The organism is Arthrobacter sp. TmT3-37 (assembly GCF_054510835.1).
On sequence record NZ_JBTNDU010000001.1, the window covers coordinates 202964 to 217406 of the forward strand.

The following is a 14443-nucleotide window of genomic DNA, read 5'->3' on the forward strand; positions in this document are numbered from 1 at the left end:
GCGAGGTGCTACTTGGAGCCGTAGTTGGGTGCCTCCACCGTCATCTGGATGTCGTGCGGGTGGGATTCCTTGAGACCGGCAGCCGTGATGCGGACGAACTTGCCCTTGGCCTTCAGCTCGGGGATGGTGCGAGCACCGGTGTAGAACATGGTCTGGCGGAGTCCGCCGACGAGCTGGTACGCCACGGACGCGAGCGGCCCGCGATACGCGACGCGGCCCTCGATGCCCTCGGGGATCAGCTTGTCGTCGCCGGTCACGTCGGCCTGGAAGTAACGGTCCTTGGAGTAGGACGTGTTCTTGCCGCGCGTCTGCATGGCACCGAGCGATCCCATGCCGCGGTAGGTCTTGAACTGCTTGCCGTTGACGAAGATCAGTTCGCCGGGCGCCTCGGCGGATCCTGCCAGGAGGGATCCGAGCATCACGGTGTCGGCGCCGGCCACGAGTGCCTTGCCGATGTCGCCGGAGTACTGGAGGCCGCCGTCGGCGATCACGGGCACGCCTGCGGGGATCGCCGCCTTCGCGGATTCGTAGATGGCCGTGACCTGCGGGACGCCGACGCCCGCGACGACGCGCGTGGTGCAAATGGATCCGGGTCCCACGCCCACCTTGATGCCGTCGGCGCCGGCGTCGATCAGTGCCTGCGCACCCTCGCGGGTTGCCGCCTGGCCGCCGATGATGTCCACGTGCGCCGCGGACTTCTCCGCCTTCAGGCGCGAGATCATCTCGAGCACGCCCGCACTGTGCCCGTTGGCGGTGTCGACGAAGAGGGCGTCCACGCCCGCCTCGACGAGGGTCATGGCGCGCTCCCAGCCGTCGCCGAAGAAGCCGATGGCAGCGCCGACGCGGAGGCGGCCGTCGTCGTCCTTCGTGGACAGCGGGTACTGCTCGGCCTTCGTGAAGTCCTTGACCGTGATGAGGCCGCGGAGGATGCCCTCGTCGTCGACGAGGGGGAGCTTCTCGATCTTGTTGCCGGCGAGGAGGTTGATGGCGTCGTCGCCGCTGATGCCCACGTGCCCCGTGACGAGCGGCATCTTCGTCATGACGTCGCGGACCAGGATGCGCGGGAAGTCACGCTCCAGCACGAAGCGCGTGTCGCGGTTGGTGACGATGCCGAGCAAGTGGCCGGTGCCGTCGACCACGGGCAGACCCGAGACCCGGTAGTGACCGCAGAGCTCGTCGAGTTCCTGCAGGGTGGCGTCGGGGCCGATGGTGAGCGGGTTGGTGATCATGCCCGACTCGCTGCGCTTCACCCGGTCCACCTGGTCCGCCTGGTCGGAGATGGACAGGTTGCGGTGGATCACGCCGAGGCCGCCCTGCCGCGCCATGGCGACGGCCATGCGCGACTCCGTGACGGTGTCCATCGCGGAGGAGAGCAGTGGCGTCTTCACGGTGATGCGCTTGGAGATGCGCGACGACGTATCGGCCTCGGAGGGGATGACGTCGGTGTGGCCGGGCAGCAGGAGGACGTCGTCGTATGTGAGGCCGATGAATCCGAAGGGGTCGTGGGTCTCGTTCTGGCCGGACTGCTCGCTCACTGCTGCGCCTCTTTCGGTGTCGCCCGATGGGAGTGGGTTGGGGGCCTTCGGCGGGCTGCGCCGGCGGGCTCTGCCAGTCTAGAACGGATCGCAGGGGCGCCCTATTCCGGTGACACCACTCACGTCACCAGCCGAGCACGGCCCTCAGCCGCTGCTCGAACGCCGGCGCGGTGGTGGAGACGTAGGTCTTGGACAGGTGGTCCCGGTCCATGAACACACGCACGTTGCCGACGACGCCGGAACACGTCGCCGAGGCGCAGACGAGGTCGGTGAGATCCAGGTGCTCGAGTCCCGGCACGCGGTCGGCCACGGCGGCCAGCGGCGACGACGGCGCCAGCACCTCGGCCAGGGGGACGTCGCAGGCCGAGGGGTCGGTGGCGTTGAGCGCCGTGCACTCGGCCATGTCGTCCTCGAAGCGGGGCGTGTCCCGCAGGCCGACGACGGGGATGCCGGCCGCGAGCAGGGGCGCGATCCCCTTCTCGAACCCGGCCGGGACCTCCTCCGCCGGCGAACTCCAGTCCGTCCGCGTGCCGACCGTCAGGACGGCGTCCGGCGCGAGCTCGAGCGCGTAGTCGCGGACCGCGTCGTTGAACGCCCGGCACTCGGGATCGACGGTGCTCGGAGCATCGACGAACCGGCAGCTGGGCCTGTGCACCGAGACGGCGAGCCAGTTGTTCTTCGTCGCCATGGCACCGAGCGCCGTCATCCACATCTGGGAATGGGAGTCGCCGAGCACCAGGATGGTCCGCTCCGCCGTCGACTCGTCCCCCGTGCGGACGCACGAGGACAACCGGGGATCAGCGGGCATCAGGGCGTCCGGGCAGGGCCCGTCGACCTCCGCCCACTCGGCGCCGAGGCTGCTGGCCAGCGGCTTCACCAACGCGTCCTCCGCGCCCCGGAACCGGAAGCCGGGCGCCAGGGCTGCGGCGCCCGGGTTGTCGTCGTCCGTCTGCTGCTGCACCGCCGCTTCCTGTGCCTGGACCCGGTACTCCCAACCCGAGAGGGGCACGGCCACGAGCGCGAGGGCCAGCGCCGCGACGAGGCCGGTCCGCCTGCGCTGCACGGTCGGCCACTGCCAGGCGCGCATCGGTTCCTCGACGAAGCGCATAGTGAGCACGGCCAGGACGAGCGAGGCCGCGATGACGATCCCGCCGTCGAGCATCCCGGCTCTCGGCTTGTCGGCGACGACGAGCCAGAGGACGAGGACGGGCCAGTGCCACAGGTACAGGGCGTAGGACACGTTGCCGAGCCGCAGGAGCGGCGCCGAGGACAACCAGCGGTCCACGCCCGCGGGACTGTCCGTGCGGCCCGCGACGAGCACGGCGGCGGCGGCGAGCGTGGGCCAGAGGGCGATGTAGCCCGGGAACTGCTGCTGCACCTGCAGGAGGACGCCGCACGCGAGCATCATGACCACGCCGGCCCAGCCCAGCACCACCCGGACCCGCGCCGGCACCACCAGATAGGGCAGGGCCAGCGCCACGAGCGAGCCGAGGGCGAATTCCCAGAGCCTGGCGCGGGTGTCGAAGTAGGCAGCCGCCTGGTCCGCGCCGGTCTGCCAGACGGAGAACGCGAGCGACAGCGCGAAGACGGCGCCGAACAGGACCAGGAGGACGGGCCGGGGCCGCAGCCGGGTGACCGCGACGAGGACGGCGGCGGACGCGAAGACGACCGGCCAGAGCAGGAACACCTGACCCTGGATGGACAGGGACCAGAAGTGCTGGAGCGGGCTGGCCGCGCTGGAGTCGAGCGCGTAGTAGTCGACGGCGTCGGCCGCGAGCTGCCAGTTCTGCCGGTAGGTCAGGGATGCCCAGGTCTGATCGAACACGGATCGCCAGCGCGAACCGGGCACGAGGACTGCGGTTGCCGCGAGGACGGACAGCAGGACCACGACGGCGGCCGGCAGGAGCCGCTTCAGCAGCCCCAGCCAGTAGGCGGCCAGGTCGAGGGGCTGCGCGGCCTCGAGGCGCCGGGTGAACGTGACGGTGAGGAGGAAGGCGGAGACGAGCAGGAAGACGTCCACACCCCCCGACACCCGCCCGAGCCACACGTGGTAGACGACCACCATGCCGACGGCCAGCGCCCGGAGTCCCTGGACCTCCGGCCGGAACCGGCGCTCATCCGGGCGGGCCGGCTGCTCCCCGAGGGCCACGGACGGCGGGGACTGCGAGGCGGTAACCATGCTGTTCCTCCTCGGAGGCCTGGGGATCGGGCGGACGCAAAATCCCAGTTTACCGTTTCGTGATCTTCGGCGATGCCGGTGCCCGGGGAGCCCGATCCGTCCGGTCGCCCGCGTAGCACGTACCCTAGAAGGAGTATCTCCCCGGGAACGCCGGGGACCACCCGAACGGAATCGCCGGGTCTGCCGGCCCCGACATACGTCCGAGGGCCGCCGCCCCGCCCCCGCATGAACGAGAGATAACTGATCTGTGAATAAGAGACCTGCCGCACTGAAAGCACCACGGGAACTGGCCAAGGGAGCCATGCGCATCGTCGCTCTCGGTGGCATCGGTGAGATCGGCAGAAACATGACCGTCTTCGAGTTCGAGGGCAAGCTGCTGATCGTGGACTGCGGTGTCCTGTTCCCCGAGGAGCACCAGCCCGGCGTCAACGTCATCCTGCCCGATTTCTCCTACATCCGGGACCGGCTCGACGACGTCGTCGCCGTCGTGCTCACGCACGGGCACGAGGACCACATCGGCGCCGTCCCGTACCTGCTCAAGGAACGCGCGGACATCCCCCTGGTCGGCTCGCGGCTCACACTCGCCTTCATCGAGGCGAAGCTCAAGGAGCACCGCATCACCCCGAAGACCGTGCAGGTCAAGGAGGGTGACCGTCGGACCATGGGCGGCTTCGACCTCGAGTTCGTCGCCGTGAACCACTCCATCCCGGACAGCCTCGCCGTCGCCATCCGCACCGCGGCCGGCATGGTGCTGCACACAGGCGACTTCAAGATGGACCAGTTCCCCCTGGACCGCCGCATCACCGACCTCGGCGCCTTCGCACGCCTGGGCGCCGAGGGCGTGGACCTGTTCCTCACGGACTCCACCAACGCCGACGTCCCCGGGTTCACGACCTCGGAGAAGGATCTCGCGCCGGCGATCGACGCGGTCTTCCGCACCGCCCCCCGCCGCATCATCGTCTCGAGCTTCGCGAGCCACATCCACCGCATCCAGCAGATCATCGACACCGCACACCAGCACCGCCGCAAGGTGGCGTTCGTGGGCCGCTCGATGGTGCGCAACATGACCATCGCGGCGGACCTCGGCTACCTCAACATCCCGCAGGGCCTGCTCGTCGACTTCAAGAAGCTCGAGCGCAGCGACGACCACAAGGTGGTCCTCATCTGCACCGGCTCGCAGGGGGAGCCGATGGCGGCCCTCTCGCGCATGGCCAACAAGGACCACGCCATCCGCATCAGCGAGGGTGACACGGTGCTGCTGGCCAGCTCCCTCATCCCGGGCAACGAGAACGCCATCTACGGCATCATCAACGCGCTGACCGAGATCGGCGCCAACGTGGTGCACAAGGGCAACGCCAAGGTACACGTCTCCGGGCACGCCAGCGCCGGTGAGCTCGCGTACTGCTACAACATCGTCAAGCCGCGCAACGTCATGCCGGTGCACGGCGAATGGCGCCACCTGCGGGCGAACTCGGAGATCGCCGTCGCCACCGGCGTCGACCCCCGCAACGTGGTCATCGCCCAGGACGGCGTGACGGTCGACCTCGTGCGCGGTCGCGCCACGCTCTCGGGCAAGGTGGAGGCCGGTCTCGTCTTCGTCGACGGCGACAGCGTCGGCGGGATCACCGAGGAGGACCTCCGTGAGCGCCGCCGCCTGGCCGAGGAGGGTGTCGTCACGGTCCTCGCGATCATCGATCCCGACAACGGGGACATCGTCGAGGCGCCGGAGTTCTTCACCAAGGGCTTCTCCTGCTCCGACGAGGACCTCGAAAAGGCGGGCGCCGCCGTCGAGAAGGCGCTGCGGGATTCCGCCTCCAACCGCCAGGGCGGCCGCCGCCAGGACCCGGAGGACATCATCGAGCGGGCCACGGCGAACTGGATGCGCCGGTACTACAACCGCCAGCCCGTGGTCTCGGCGATCGTCGTCGACGCCTGATCCCCGGCAGCACCCCGAAGGCCCCGGTACTCCCAGGAGTACCGGGGCCTTCGTCGTCCGGCCGCCCGACAGCGCCCGACAGTGCCCGACCTGGCCCGACAGCGACCGCCGACCGTGCTGGTGTGTGGACCGACCCACTGATCACGGCCCTCCGGTGGGCATGTCCGAGCATTCCCACCGGCGCGGGCCGATCAGTGGGCGCTCCCGTCGACACCGAAACGCCACGGGCCCGCTGACACACAGCAGCACCCCGGCTCGGAGGAGCCGGGGTGCTGCTGTCGAACGGGACGGGCTCGGAGCCCAGGGGTCCTAGTGCGAGTGGCCGTGGCCCTCTTCGCCGTCGGACTCCTCGGGCTTCTCGACCACGAGGGTCTCGGTGGTGAGCACCAGCGCCGCGATGGAGGCGGCGTTGCGCAGTGCGGAGCGCGTCACCTTCACCGGGTCGATGATGCCCGCCTCCACGAGGTCCTCGTACTCGCCGGTCGCGGCGTTGAAGCCGTTCCCGACCTCGAGGTCGGAGACCTTCGCGACGACGACATAGCCCTCGTGTCCGGCGTTCTCGGCGATCCAGCGCAGCGGCTGGGCGAGGGCGCGGCGGACGAGTCCGACGGCGGTCGCCGCGTCGCCCTCGAGTGCGAGGACGTCGGGATCGGTGTCGAGTGCCTTGCCGGCGTGCACCAGCGCGGACCCGCCGCCGGCGACGATGCCCTCTTCGAGGGCTGCACGCGTCGAGGACACGGCGTCCTCGATGCGGTGCTTCTTCTCCTTGAGCTCGACCTCGGTGGCAGCGCCGACCTTGATGACGCCGATGCCGCCGGCGAGCTTCGCGAGGCGCTCCTGGAGCTTCTCACGGTCCCAGTCGGAGTCGGTCCGCTCCACCTCGGCGCGGATCTGCGCCACGCGGTCGGCGACGTCGGACTCGCTGCCGGTGCCGTCGACGATGGTGGTGGCGTCCTTGGTCACGGTGATGCGGCGTGCGGAGCCGAGCACCTCGAGGCCCACCTGGTCCAGCTTGAGGCCGAGGTCCGGCGAGACGACCTGCGCACCGGTGAGGGTGGCGATGTCCTGCATCATGGCCTTGCGGCGGTCACCGAACCCCGGGGCCTTGACGGCGACGACGTTCAGGGTGCCGCGGATCTTGTTGACCACGAGGGTGGAGAGGGCCTCGCCCTCGATGTCCTCGGCGATGATGAAGAGCGGCTTGCCGGCCTGCAGGGCCTTCTCGAGCAGCGGGAGGAACTCCTGCAGCGAGGAGATCTTGCCGGAGTTGATCAGGATGAGCGCGTCCTCGAGGACGGCTTCCTGGCGCTCGGCATCGGTCACGAAGTAGGGCGAGAGGTAGCCCTTGTCGAACTGCATGCCCTCGGTGAGGACGAGCTCGGTCTGCGTGGTGGAGGACTCCTCGATGGTGATCACACCATCCTTGCCGACCTTGTCGAACGCCTCGGCGAGGAGGTCTCCGACCTCGGTGCTCTGGGCGGAGATGGACGCGACGCTGGCGGTCTGCTGGCCCACGACCTCGCGGGCGTTCTCCAGGAGGCGCTTGGCGACGGCCTCGACCGAGACCTCGATGCCGTGCTTGAGCTGGCCGGGTGCGGCTCCGGCGGCCACGTTGCGGAGGCCTTCCTTGACCAGTGCCTGCGCGAGGACGGTGGCGGTGGTGGTTCCGTCACCGGCGACGTCGTTCGTCTTGGTGGCGACTTCCTTGGCCAGCTGCGCGCCGAGGTTCTCGTAGGGGTCGTCGAGCTCGACCTCACGGGCGATCGTGACGCCGTCGTTCGTGATCGTGGGGGCGCCCCACTTCTTGTCGAGTACGACGTTGCGTCCGCGGGGGCCCAGCGTCACCTTGACGGTGTTCGCGAGCTTGTCCACGCCGGCCTCGAGGGCACGGCGGGCGGCGTCGTTGAATTCCAACTGCTTTGCCATTGTTGATTCCTTTCAGGCTTGTGCAGCGAGAAAAACCCCGGCCACTGCGGGCCGGGGCTTTCCAATCGGGGTACTACTTGACGACGACGGCGAGGACGTCGCGGGCGGACAGCACCAGGTATTCCTGGCCTCCGTGCTTGACTTCGGTTCCGCCGTACTTCGAGTAGATGACGATGTCGCCCTCGGCGACGTCGACGGGGACGCGGTTGCCGTTGTCGTCGACGCGACCCGGTCCGACTGCTACGACCTCGCCCTCCTGGGGCTTCTCCTTGGCCGTGTCCGGGATGACGAGGCCGGAAGCAGTGGTCTGCTCCGCTTCGAGGGGGCGGACAACAATGCGATCCTCAAGAGGCTTAATAGAGACCGACACTCGGGCTCTCCTTTGCGTTCGTTACCAATGGAATGTAGGCCGTCGGGTTGGCGTGAACCGTCGTCGCGGTGCCGGCGAACGCTTCCCTCTGGATTAGCACCCGCAGGGAGCGAGTGCCAACTCCGACTGTATGCAAGGGCTGGCACTCGGTCAAGGCGAGTGCCAGCGTTGACAGGCCGGAGGCAAAATGGTGACAGACGTCACTCCGAATAGGGCATGCTTCGGTTGCGTAATTCCCGAGCTTCCCTCTAGATTCGTAGAGGTAAGGCACCCCTTACTTCCACGACATCGGGCCGGGCCGGCCCCTTCCACTCGGAGTTCATCCCATGGCACACGTGCGCCTCGCCGTCCTTTCCGCAGCCGCTGCGGCCACCCTCGCCCTGACGGCCTGCGGTGGTTCCTCCGAAGCTGCCGACGAGCCGGCAGCGGCCTCGACCGTCTCGATCGAGCACGCACAGGGAACCACCGAGGTGCCCGTGGACCCCGAGACCGTCTTCACGTTCGACCTCGGCGCACTGGACACGCTGGACGCACTCGGCGTCGACGTCGCAGGCGTCCCGCAGGGAACGCTGCCCGAGCAGCTCTCGGCCTACGAGGGCGGCGACACCACGAACATCGGGTCCATGAAGGAGCCCGACTTCGAGGCCATCGCCGCCGCCGCACCGGACCTGATCATCATCTCGGGGCGCGTCGCGGACTCCTACGGCGAACTCTCGGAGATCGCGCCGACCATCGACCTCAGCGTGGACGCCACCGATCCCATCGCGAGCTTCACCGGGCACACCGAATCCCTCGGCCGCATCTTCGGCGCCGAGGACGAGGTCGCCGAGCGCCTGGACGCGCTCGACACCCGGATCGCCGAGACGAAGGAAGCGGCAGCATCCGCCGGCGACGGCCTGATCCTGCTGACCAGCGCGGGCGAGGTCACCGCCTACGGCACCGGGTCCCGCTTCGGCCTCATCCACGACGTGCTCGGCGTCGAGCCCGCAGCCGCGGTGAAGAACGAAGGCACGCACGGCGAAGCCGTCTCCTTCGAATACATCGCCGAGGTCAACCCGGCCCACCTGTTCGTCATCGACCGGGACGCCGCCGTCGGCGAGGCAGGCGCGGCCGGATCCGCCGTCCTGGACAACGAACTCGTCAACGGGACCGACGCAGCGAAGAACGACGCCATCACCTACCTCGACTCCGCGAGCTGGTACCTGATCGGCTACGGCCTGAACAACCTCGACGCCATGGTCTCCGCCGTCGACGAGGCCGTCGCGGCCTGATCCGCTCCGCCGTACCCACGGCCGGCGCCCCCATGGCAGCACTCTCCCTCCGGCCCCAGCGGGCCGCACAGCAGCACGGCTCCACCCGATCGCCGGCCCTCTGGCCGGCCGGCGGAGCCGTGCTGCTGCTTGCCGTCCTCAGCCTCTTCGTCGGAGTCTCGGAGGTCTCCCCCGCCGACCTGCTGGGCGGCGACCCCGATGTCTGGCAGACCTTCCTGGTGAGCCGGGTCCCCCGCACGCTGGCGATCATCCTGGCAGGCGTCGCCCTCAGCGTGGCCGGCTTCATCCTGCAGCTCATGGCCCGCAACCGGTTCGTGGAGCCCTCCACCGTCGGCACGGTGGAATCGGCCACAGCCGGGATCCTCGTCGCCACGCTGCTCCTGCCCGGTGCGCCGATCGTGGCGAAGATGGGAATCGCGGCCGTCTTCGCTGTGGCCGGGACCGCACTCTTCCTGGCCGTCCTGCGGCGTATCCCGCTGCGGAACACCCTGATCGTCCCGCTCGTCGGGATCATGCTCGGCGGCGTCATCGCGGCGGTGACCACCTTCTTCGCCTACCGCTTCGACCTGCTGCAGACGCTCAACACCTGGATGATCGGGGACTTCTCCGGCCTCGTCCGCGGCCGCTACGAGCTGCTGTGGATCGTCGCCGTCCTCGCCGTCGTCGGCTATGTGTGCGCGGACCGCTTCACCGTGGCCGGCATGGGCGAGGAGTTCACCACCAACCTCGGGCTGGACTACCGGCGCACCATGAACCTCGGACTCGTGCTGGTCAGCCTGATCAGCGCCGTCGTGGTCGTGGTCGTGGGAGCCATCCCGTTCCTCGGGCTGATCGTCCCCAACCTCGTGTCACTGCTCATCGGGGACAACGTGCGCCGGTCCGTGCCCTGGATCGCCGTCTTCGGCGCAGGCTTCGTCCTCGCTTGCGACATCCTCGGGAGGATCATCCGCTTCCCCTACGAGGTGCCGGTCGGCGTGATCGTCTCCGTGGTCGGCAGCGCCCTGTTCATCGCCCTGCTCGTCCGGAGGACCGCCCGTGCGCGCTAGGACCACCGCCCTGCCCACCGCCGTCGTGCAGACCGGGCGGAAGCCCGCGAAGACCCTCCCGCCCGCCGCCTGGCTGGTGGTGCTCGGCATCGCCGCCGCCGCACTCGTCGCGGCCTTCCTCCTCGTCGACCTCCAGGGGAACCTCGCCTACGTGCTGCCGCGGCGCCTGAACCGCGTCGGAGCCATGGTGCTGGTCGCCGCCGCCGTGGGCGTCTCCACCGTGCTGTTCCAGACCGTCACCGGCAACCGGATCCTGACGCCGTCCATCATGGGGCTGGATGCGCTCTACATCCTCATCCAGACCGTCCTCGCCTTCGCCCTCGGTGCCTCGACCCTCCTCACACTGGGCGCGCCCCTCCGCTTCGCCGTCGAGGTCACGCTCCTGGTCGCCTTCTCCTGGCTGCTGTACCGGTGGCTCTTCACCGGTGGCGGGCACAGCCTCCACCTGCTGCTCCTGGTGGGGATCGTGTTCGGTGTCTTCTTCCGGGGTACTTCGTCCCTGCTCCAGCGGCTGATGGATCCGAGTGAGTTCATCATCCTGCAGGACCTGTTCTTCGCGAGTTTCAACCGCGTGGACCCGATGCTCCTGCTGATCTCCGCCGTGGTCGTCGCCGGGCTCTGCGTACCCGCCTGGCGCCTGCGCCACCGCCTCGACGTCCTGGCCCTGGGCCGGGACACCGCGGTCGGCCTCGGGGTGGACCACCGGCGGACGGTGACGCTGGTCCTCGTGATCTGCTCTGTGCTCGTCGCCGTCTCGACGGCCCTCGTAGGACCGGCGACGTTCTTCGGCCTGCTCGTCTCCGCGCTCGCGTACCAGCTGTGCAGCTCCTTCCGGCACGCGGTCGTGCTTCCCATCGCCGTGCTGCTCGGCGTGATCGCCCTCGTGGGCGGGCAGCTCGTCCTCGAGCAGGTCTTCGAGTTCGACACCGCGCTCAGCATCGTGATCGAGTTCACCGGCGGCATCGTCTTCCTCGCACTCCTCCTGAAAGGCCGTATCCGGTGATCACCATCGACCACGCCACCAAGCGCTACGGCAGCTCCACCGTGGTGGACGACGTCACCTGCACCATCCCGAGCGGGGGTGTCACCTCGATCATCGGACCCAACGGCGCCGGGAAGTCCACCCTCCTGTCGATGATGAGCCGGCTCCTCCCGCTCGACGCCGGCTCGGTCCGGGTGAACGGGCTGGACGTCAGCACCACGCCCGGACCCGCCCTCGCGCGGACCCTGTCCATCCTGCGCCAGGAGAACCAGCTGACGGTCCGGCTCTCCGTGCGCGACCTCGTGGGGTTCGGCCGGTTCCCGCACAACAACGGGCGGCCCACCATGGTCGACCGCGAGCACATCGACCGGGCGCTCGACTACCTCGACCTCACCGACCTGGCCGACCGGTTCGTGGACGAGCTCTCGGGCGGGCAGCGCCAGCGGGCGTTCATCGCCATGGTGCTGGCGCAGGACACCGACTACATCCTGCTCGACGAACCGCTCAACAACCTCGACATGAGGCATTCGGTGGACATGATGCGTCTGCTCCGCCGGCTCGTGGACGACCTCGGGAAGACCGTGGTGCTGGTGATCCACGACATCAATTTCGCCTCCTGCTACTCGGACACGATCGTGGCGATGCGCGACGGCGCGCTGATCCATTCGGGCACGCCGGAGGAGATCATGACACCGGAGGTGCTGCGGGACGTGTACGACGTGAACATCCAGGTGGAGCGGATCCGGGGCAACAGGATCGGCGTCTACTTCGCCTAGGCTGGCAGCATGGCTTCGGACAACATCGCGGACATCCTGACGCCCGAGGGCTGGGAGCTGCTGAACTCGCTCGGGCCCTACACCGAGGCCGACAGCCTGCGCCTCTCGGAGCAGCTGCGGAAGGCCGGCCACTCCCCCGAGGTGGTCGCCGCCGCCCTCACGCAGTCACGCCTGCGCGCGAAGGCGTCCGCGAAGTTCGGGCCGTTCGCGGAGCACATGGTGTTCACCTCGACCGGACTGGAGCAGGCCACGCGCCTGATGGTCGCGGCACGCCATGCGCAGCGCTTCGTCGACGCCGGGCTCGTGAGGGTCGCGGACCTCGGCTGCGGACTCGGCGCGGACAGCATGGCCCTGGCCACCCTCGATCGCGAGGTCACCGCCGTCGAACTCGACGAGACGACCGCCGCGGCGGCGACCATGAACCTGCTGCCCTTCCCCAACGCGCGCGTCGTGAACGCCGACGCAGCATCCGTGGACACCGCGGACTACGACGGCGTGTGGCTCGATCCGGCACGCCGGACCACGACGACGTCGGGTACGTCGCGACTCTTCGACCCCGAGGCGTTCTCGCCTCCCCTGTCCTTCGTGCAGCGCCTGGCGGACGGCGGGACGCCCGTCGGCGTGAAGATGGGCCCCGGAATGCCGCACGGGGCGATCCCGTCGACGTGCGAGGCGCAGTGGATCTCCGTGGACGGGGACGTCACCGAGGTGGGCCTCTGGTTCAACGCGCTCCGCCGCGACGGCGTCCGGCGGGCTGCGCTGGTCATCGGTCCCCGCGGCGCCGCGGAGATGGTGTCGGGGGCGGAGTTCGGCGAGGGCCCCACCGCCGCGGTCGGCGAGCCCGGTGGCTACCTCTACGAGCCCGACGGCGCCGTGATCCGCGCCGAACTCGTGGCGGACCTCGCAGCGCAGCTCGGCGGGCACCTGCTGGACCCGATGATCGCCTACATCTGCGCGCCGTCGTTCACCGACACTCCTTTCGCGCGCGCCTACCGCGTGCTGCAGGTACGGCCCTACAACGTGAAGGCGCTCAGGGCATGGGTGCGCTCGGAAGGCATCGGCGTCCTCGACATCAAGAAGCGCGGCACGTCCGTGACGCCGGAGGAGGTGCGGAAGCAGCTGCTGACGGGATCGGGCAAGGGACGCAAGAAGGCCACTCTCGTGCTGACCCGCATCGGCGACGAACGGGTGGCGGTCGTCGTCGAGCCCGCCGGCCCGGCGTGACGGCAGGCCACACATCGCCCTTGCCCGCAACCGACCGTGCCGCGCACCGTCCGGGTGTCCGCGTTCCTAGACTCGGTGGGAGGACAGACGGATCGAGCGGGAGGCAGCAGATGGCGGACGGCACGGCGGAGACATCGGGAAGACGGCACGGCGTGCTCTTCGACGTCGACGGGACCCTCGTCGACTCGAACTACCAGCACACCCTCGCCTGGTGGCAGGCGTTCCGCCGGTTCGGCCACGACGTCCCCATGGCGGAGATCCACCGGGCCATCGGGATGGGCGGCGACAAACTCGTGGCGCACCTCCTCGGCGAGGACCGCGACGCCGACCAGGACGCCGAACTCGACGCGACGCACGGCGCGGTCTTCTCGACCTACTGGCCCGGCCTCCGCTCCTTCGAGGGAGCCGCGGACCTCGTGCGCCGCTGCGCCGACGACGGCCTCACGGTGGTCCTCGCGTCGTCCGCTTCCCAGCAGGAACTGGGCGTGCTGCGGAGGATCATCGGCGCCGACGAGGCGATCAGCGCCGCGACCAGCTCCTCCGACGCCGAGAACAGCAAGCCCTCCCCGGACATCCTCCGGGCGGCGCTCGACGCCGGCGGCCTGGATGCGGCAGACGCCGTGTTCGTGGGGGACTCGGTGTGGGACGTCCGCGCCGCCTCCGACCTGAAGATCCCCACGATCGGACTCGCCTCGGGCGGGACGAGCGAGGCCGAGCTGCGCGACGCCGGGGCGGTCGAGGTGTACAAGGACATCCGGGCGCTGCTCGACGCGTTCGACGACGGCGCGCTGCACAGGCTCGCGACCTCCTGAGGGCAGCGCGCGGGCGGGCAGCCGGTGGGGCGGACCGGTGTCCGCACCCGCCCGCCTGCCGGCGCTAGTCCTCGCTGCTCAGGAGCCGCCGCCGGGCGCTCAGGAGCTCCACCTCCGGCCTCGCGGCGACGTATCGCTCCACGCGATCCAGCACGTCCACCAGGTGCTGCCGGTCGCCCCCGACCATGCCGACCCCGACGACGGCCCGGCGATGCAGGTCCTGGTTCCCGACCTCGGCGACGGACACCTCGAACGTGCGGCGCAGGTCCGACACCAGCGGACGCACCACGGAGCGCTTGCCCTTCAGCGAATGCACGTCGCCGAGCAGGACGTCGAACTCGATGAACCCGATCCACATGGCGGTCCTCCTTGGGCTGGGCGCTACC

General features: G+C 69.5%; 12 protein-coding genes. 7 read left to right on the forward strand and 5 right to left on the reverse strand.

The features are described 5' to 3' along the window. Window positions 1–8 precede the first annotated feature (8 nt). Together guaB and ACX80U_RS00865 are read right to left on the reverse strand one after the other, a co-directional pair. A complete protein-coding gene (gene guaB / locus ACX80U_RS00860) occupies window positions 9–1535 on the reverse strand; it encodes an IMP dehydrogenase (protein ID WP_208738960.1) in 1527 nt (508 codons plus the stop codon). A gap of 124 nt (window positions 1536–1659) precedes the next feature. Then, the gene (locus tag ACX80U_RS00865; RefSeq protein ID WP_208738961.1) at window positions 1660–3714 is read right to left on the reverse strand and encodes an acyltransferase family protein; all 2055 of its coding nucleotides are present in this window, start codon (window positions 3712–3714) and stop codon (window positions 1660–1662) included. A gap of 301 nt (window positions 3715–4015) precedes the next feature. Between ACX80U_RS00865 and ACX80U_RS00870 the strand changes: the two genes are divergently transcribed. Next, window positions 4016–5650, forward strand: coding sequence for a ribonuclease J (locus ACX80U_RS00870; protein WP_459267340.1), 1635 nt, complete (start codon window positions 4016–4018; stop codon window positions 5648–5650). Between the two features lie 309 nt (window positions 5651–5959). Here ACX80U_RS00870 and groL read toward each other — a convergent pair whose 3' ends face one another. After that, entirely contained in the window at window positions 5960–7576 is a 1617-nt protein-coding gene (gene groL, locus ACX80U_RS00875) for a chaperonin GroEL (RefSeq protein WP_208738963.1), read from the reverse strand. Window positions 7577–7649: 73 nt separating this feature from the next. Next, window positions 7650–7946, reverse strand: coding sequence for a co-chaperone GroES (gene groES / locus ACX80U_RS00880; RefSeq protein ID WP_055768411.1), 297 nt, complete (start codon window positions 7944–7946; stop codon window positions 7650–7652). A 326-nt stretch (window positions 7947–8272) separates the two neighbouring features. Between groES and ACX80U_RS00885 the strand changes: the two genes are divergently transcribed. The 6 genes from ACX80U_RS00885 (at window position 8273) to ACX80U_RS00910 (ending at window position 14057) form a co-directional block, all read left to right on the forward strand. Then, window positions 8273–9217 carry a siderophore ABC transporter substrate-binding protein gene (locus ACX80U_RS00885; protein ID WP_133082515.1) on the forward strand — a complete coding sequence of 315 codons (945 nt, stop codon included), beginning with the start codon at window positions 8273–8275 and terminating at the stop codon, window positions 9215–9217. 32 nt (window positions 9218–9249) lie between these two features. Further along, window positions 9250–10263, forward strand: coding sequence for an ABC transporter permease (locus ACX80U_RS00890; RefSeq protein WP_133082514.1), 1014 nt, complete (start codon window positions 9250–9252; stop codon window positions 10261–10263). After that, complete coding sequence (locus ACX80U_RS00895) at window positions 10253–11266, forward strand: iron chelate uptake ABC transporter family permease subunit (RefSeq protein ID WP_208738964.1); 1014 nt, start codon at window positions 10253–10255, stop codon at window positions 11264–11266. The genes ACX80U_RS00890 and ACX80U_RS00895 overlap by 11 nt, the downstream gene beginning before the upstream one ends. Beyond that, window positions 11263–12021, forward strand: a complete 759-nt coding sequence (locus ACX80U_RS00900) for an iron ABC transporter ATP-binding protein (RefSeq protein WP_459267114.1) — start codon at window positions 11263–11265, stop codon at window positions 12019–12021. The genes ACX80U_RS00895 and ACX80U_RS00900 overlap by 4 nt, the downstream gene beginning before the upstream one ends. Before the next feature lie 9 nt (window positions 12022–12030). Next, window positions 12031–13245, forward strand: a complete 1215-nt coding sequence (locus tag ACX80U_RS00905) for a class I SAM-dependent methyltransferase (protein WP_208738966.1) — start codon at window positions 12031–12033, stop codon at window positions 13243–13245. Window positions 13246–13355: 110 nt separating this feature from the next. Then, on the forward strand, window positions 13356–14057 hold the full coding sequence (locus ACX80U_RS00910) for an HAD family hydrolase (RefSeq protein WP_208738967.1): 702 nt from the start codon (window positions 13356–13358) through the stop codon (window positions 14055–14057). A gap of 64 nt (window positions 14058–14121) precedes the next feature. Here the strand turns inward: ACX80U_RS00910 and ACX80U_RS00915 are convergent, their stop codons facing one another. After that, a complete protein-coding gene (locus ACX80U_RS00915) occupies window positions 14122–14415 on the reverse strand; it encodes a DUF503 domain-containing protein (protein WP_208738968.1) in 294 nt (97 codons plus the stop codon). Window positions 14416–14443 lie beyond the last annotated feature (28 nt).

What these genes read in the sequence shown, in the direction of transcription:
- ACX80U_RS00865 (WP_208738961.1), bottom strand. Translation starts at nt 3,714, where the DNA reads ATGGTTACCGCCTCGCAGTCCCCGCCGTCCGTGGCCCTCGGGGAGCAG.
- ACX80U_RS00870 (WP_459267340.1), top strand. Translation starts at nt 4,016, where the DNA reads ATGCGCATCGTCGCTCTCGGTGGCATCGGTGAGATCGGCAGAAACATG.
- groL (WP_208738963.1), bottom strand. Translation starts at nt 7,576, where the DNA reads ATGGCAAAGCAGTTGGAATTCAACGACGCCGCCCGCCGTGCCCTCGAG.
- ACX80U_RS00885 (WP_133082515.1), top strand. Translation starts at nt 8,273, where the DNA reads ATGGCACACGTGCGCCTCGCCGTCCTTTCCGCAGCCGCTGCGGCCACC.
- ACX80U_RS00890 (WP_133082514.1), top strand. Translation starts at nt 9,250, where the DNA reads ATGGCAGCACTCTCCCTCCGGCCCCAGCGGGCCGCACAGCAGCACGGC.
- ACX80U_RS00905 (WP_208738966.1), top strand. Translation starts at nt 12,031, where the DNA reads ATGGCTTCGGACAACATCGCGGACATCCTGACGCCCGAGGGCTGGGAG.
- ACX80U_RS00910 (WP_208738967.1), top strand. Translation starts at nt 13,356, where the DNA reads ATGGCGGACGGCACGGCGGAGACATCGGGAAGACGGCACGGCGTGCTC.
- ACX80U_RS00915 (WP_208738968.1), bottom strand. Translation starts at nt 14,415, where the DNA reads ATGTGGATCGGGTTCATCGAGTTCGACGTCCTGCTCGGCGACGTGCAT.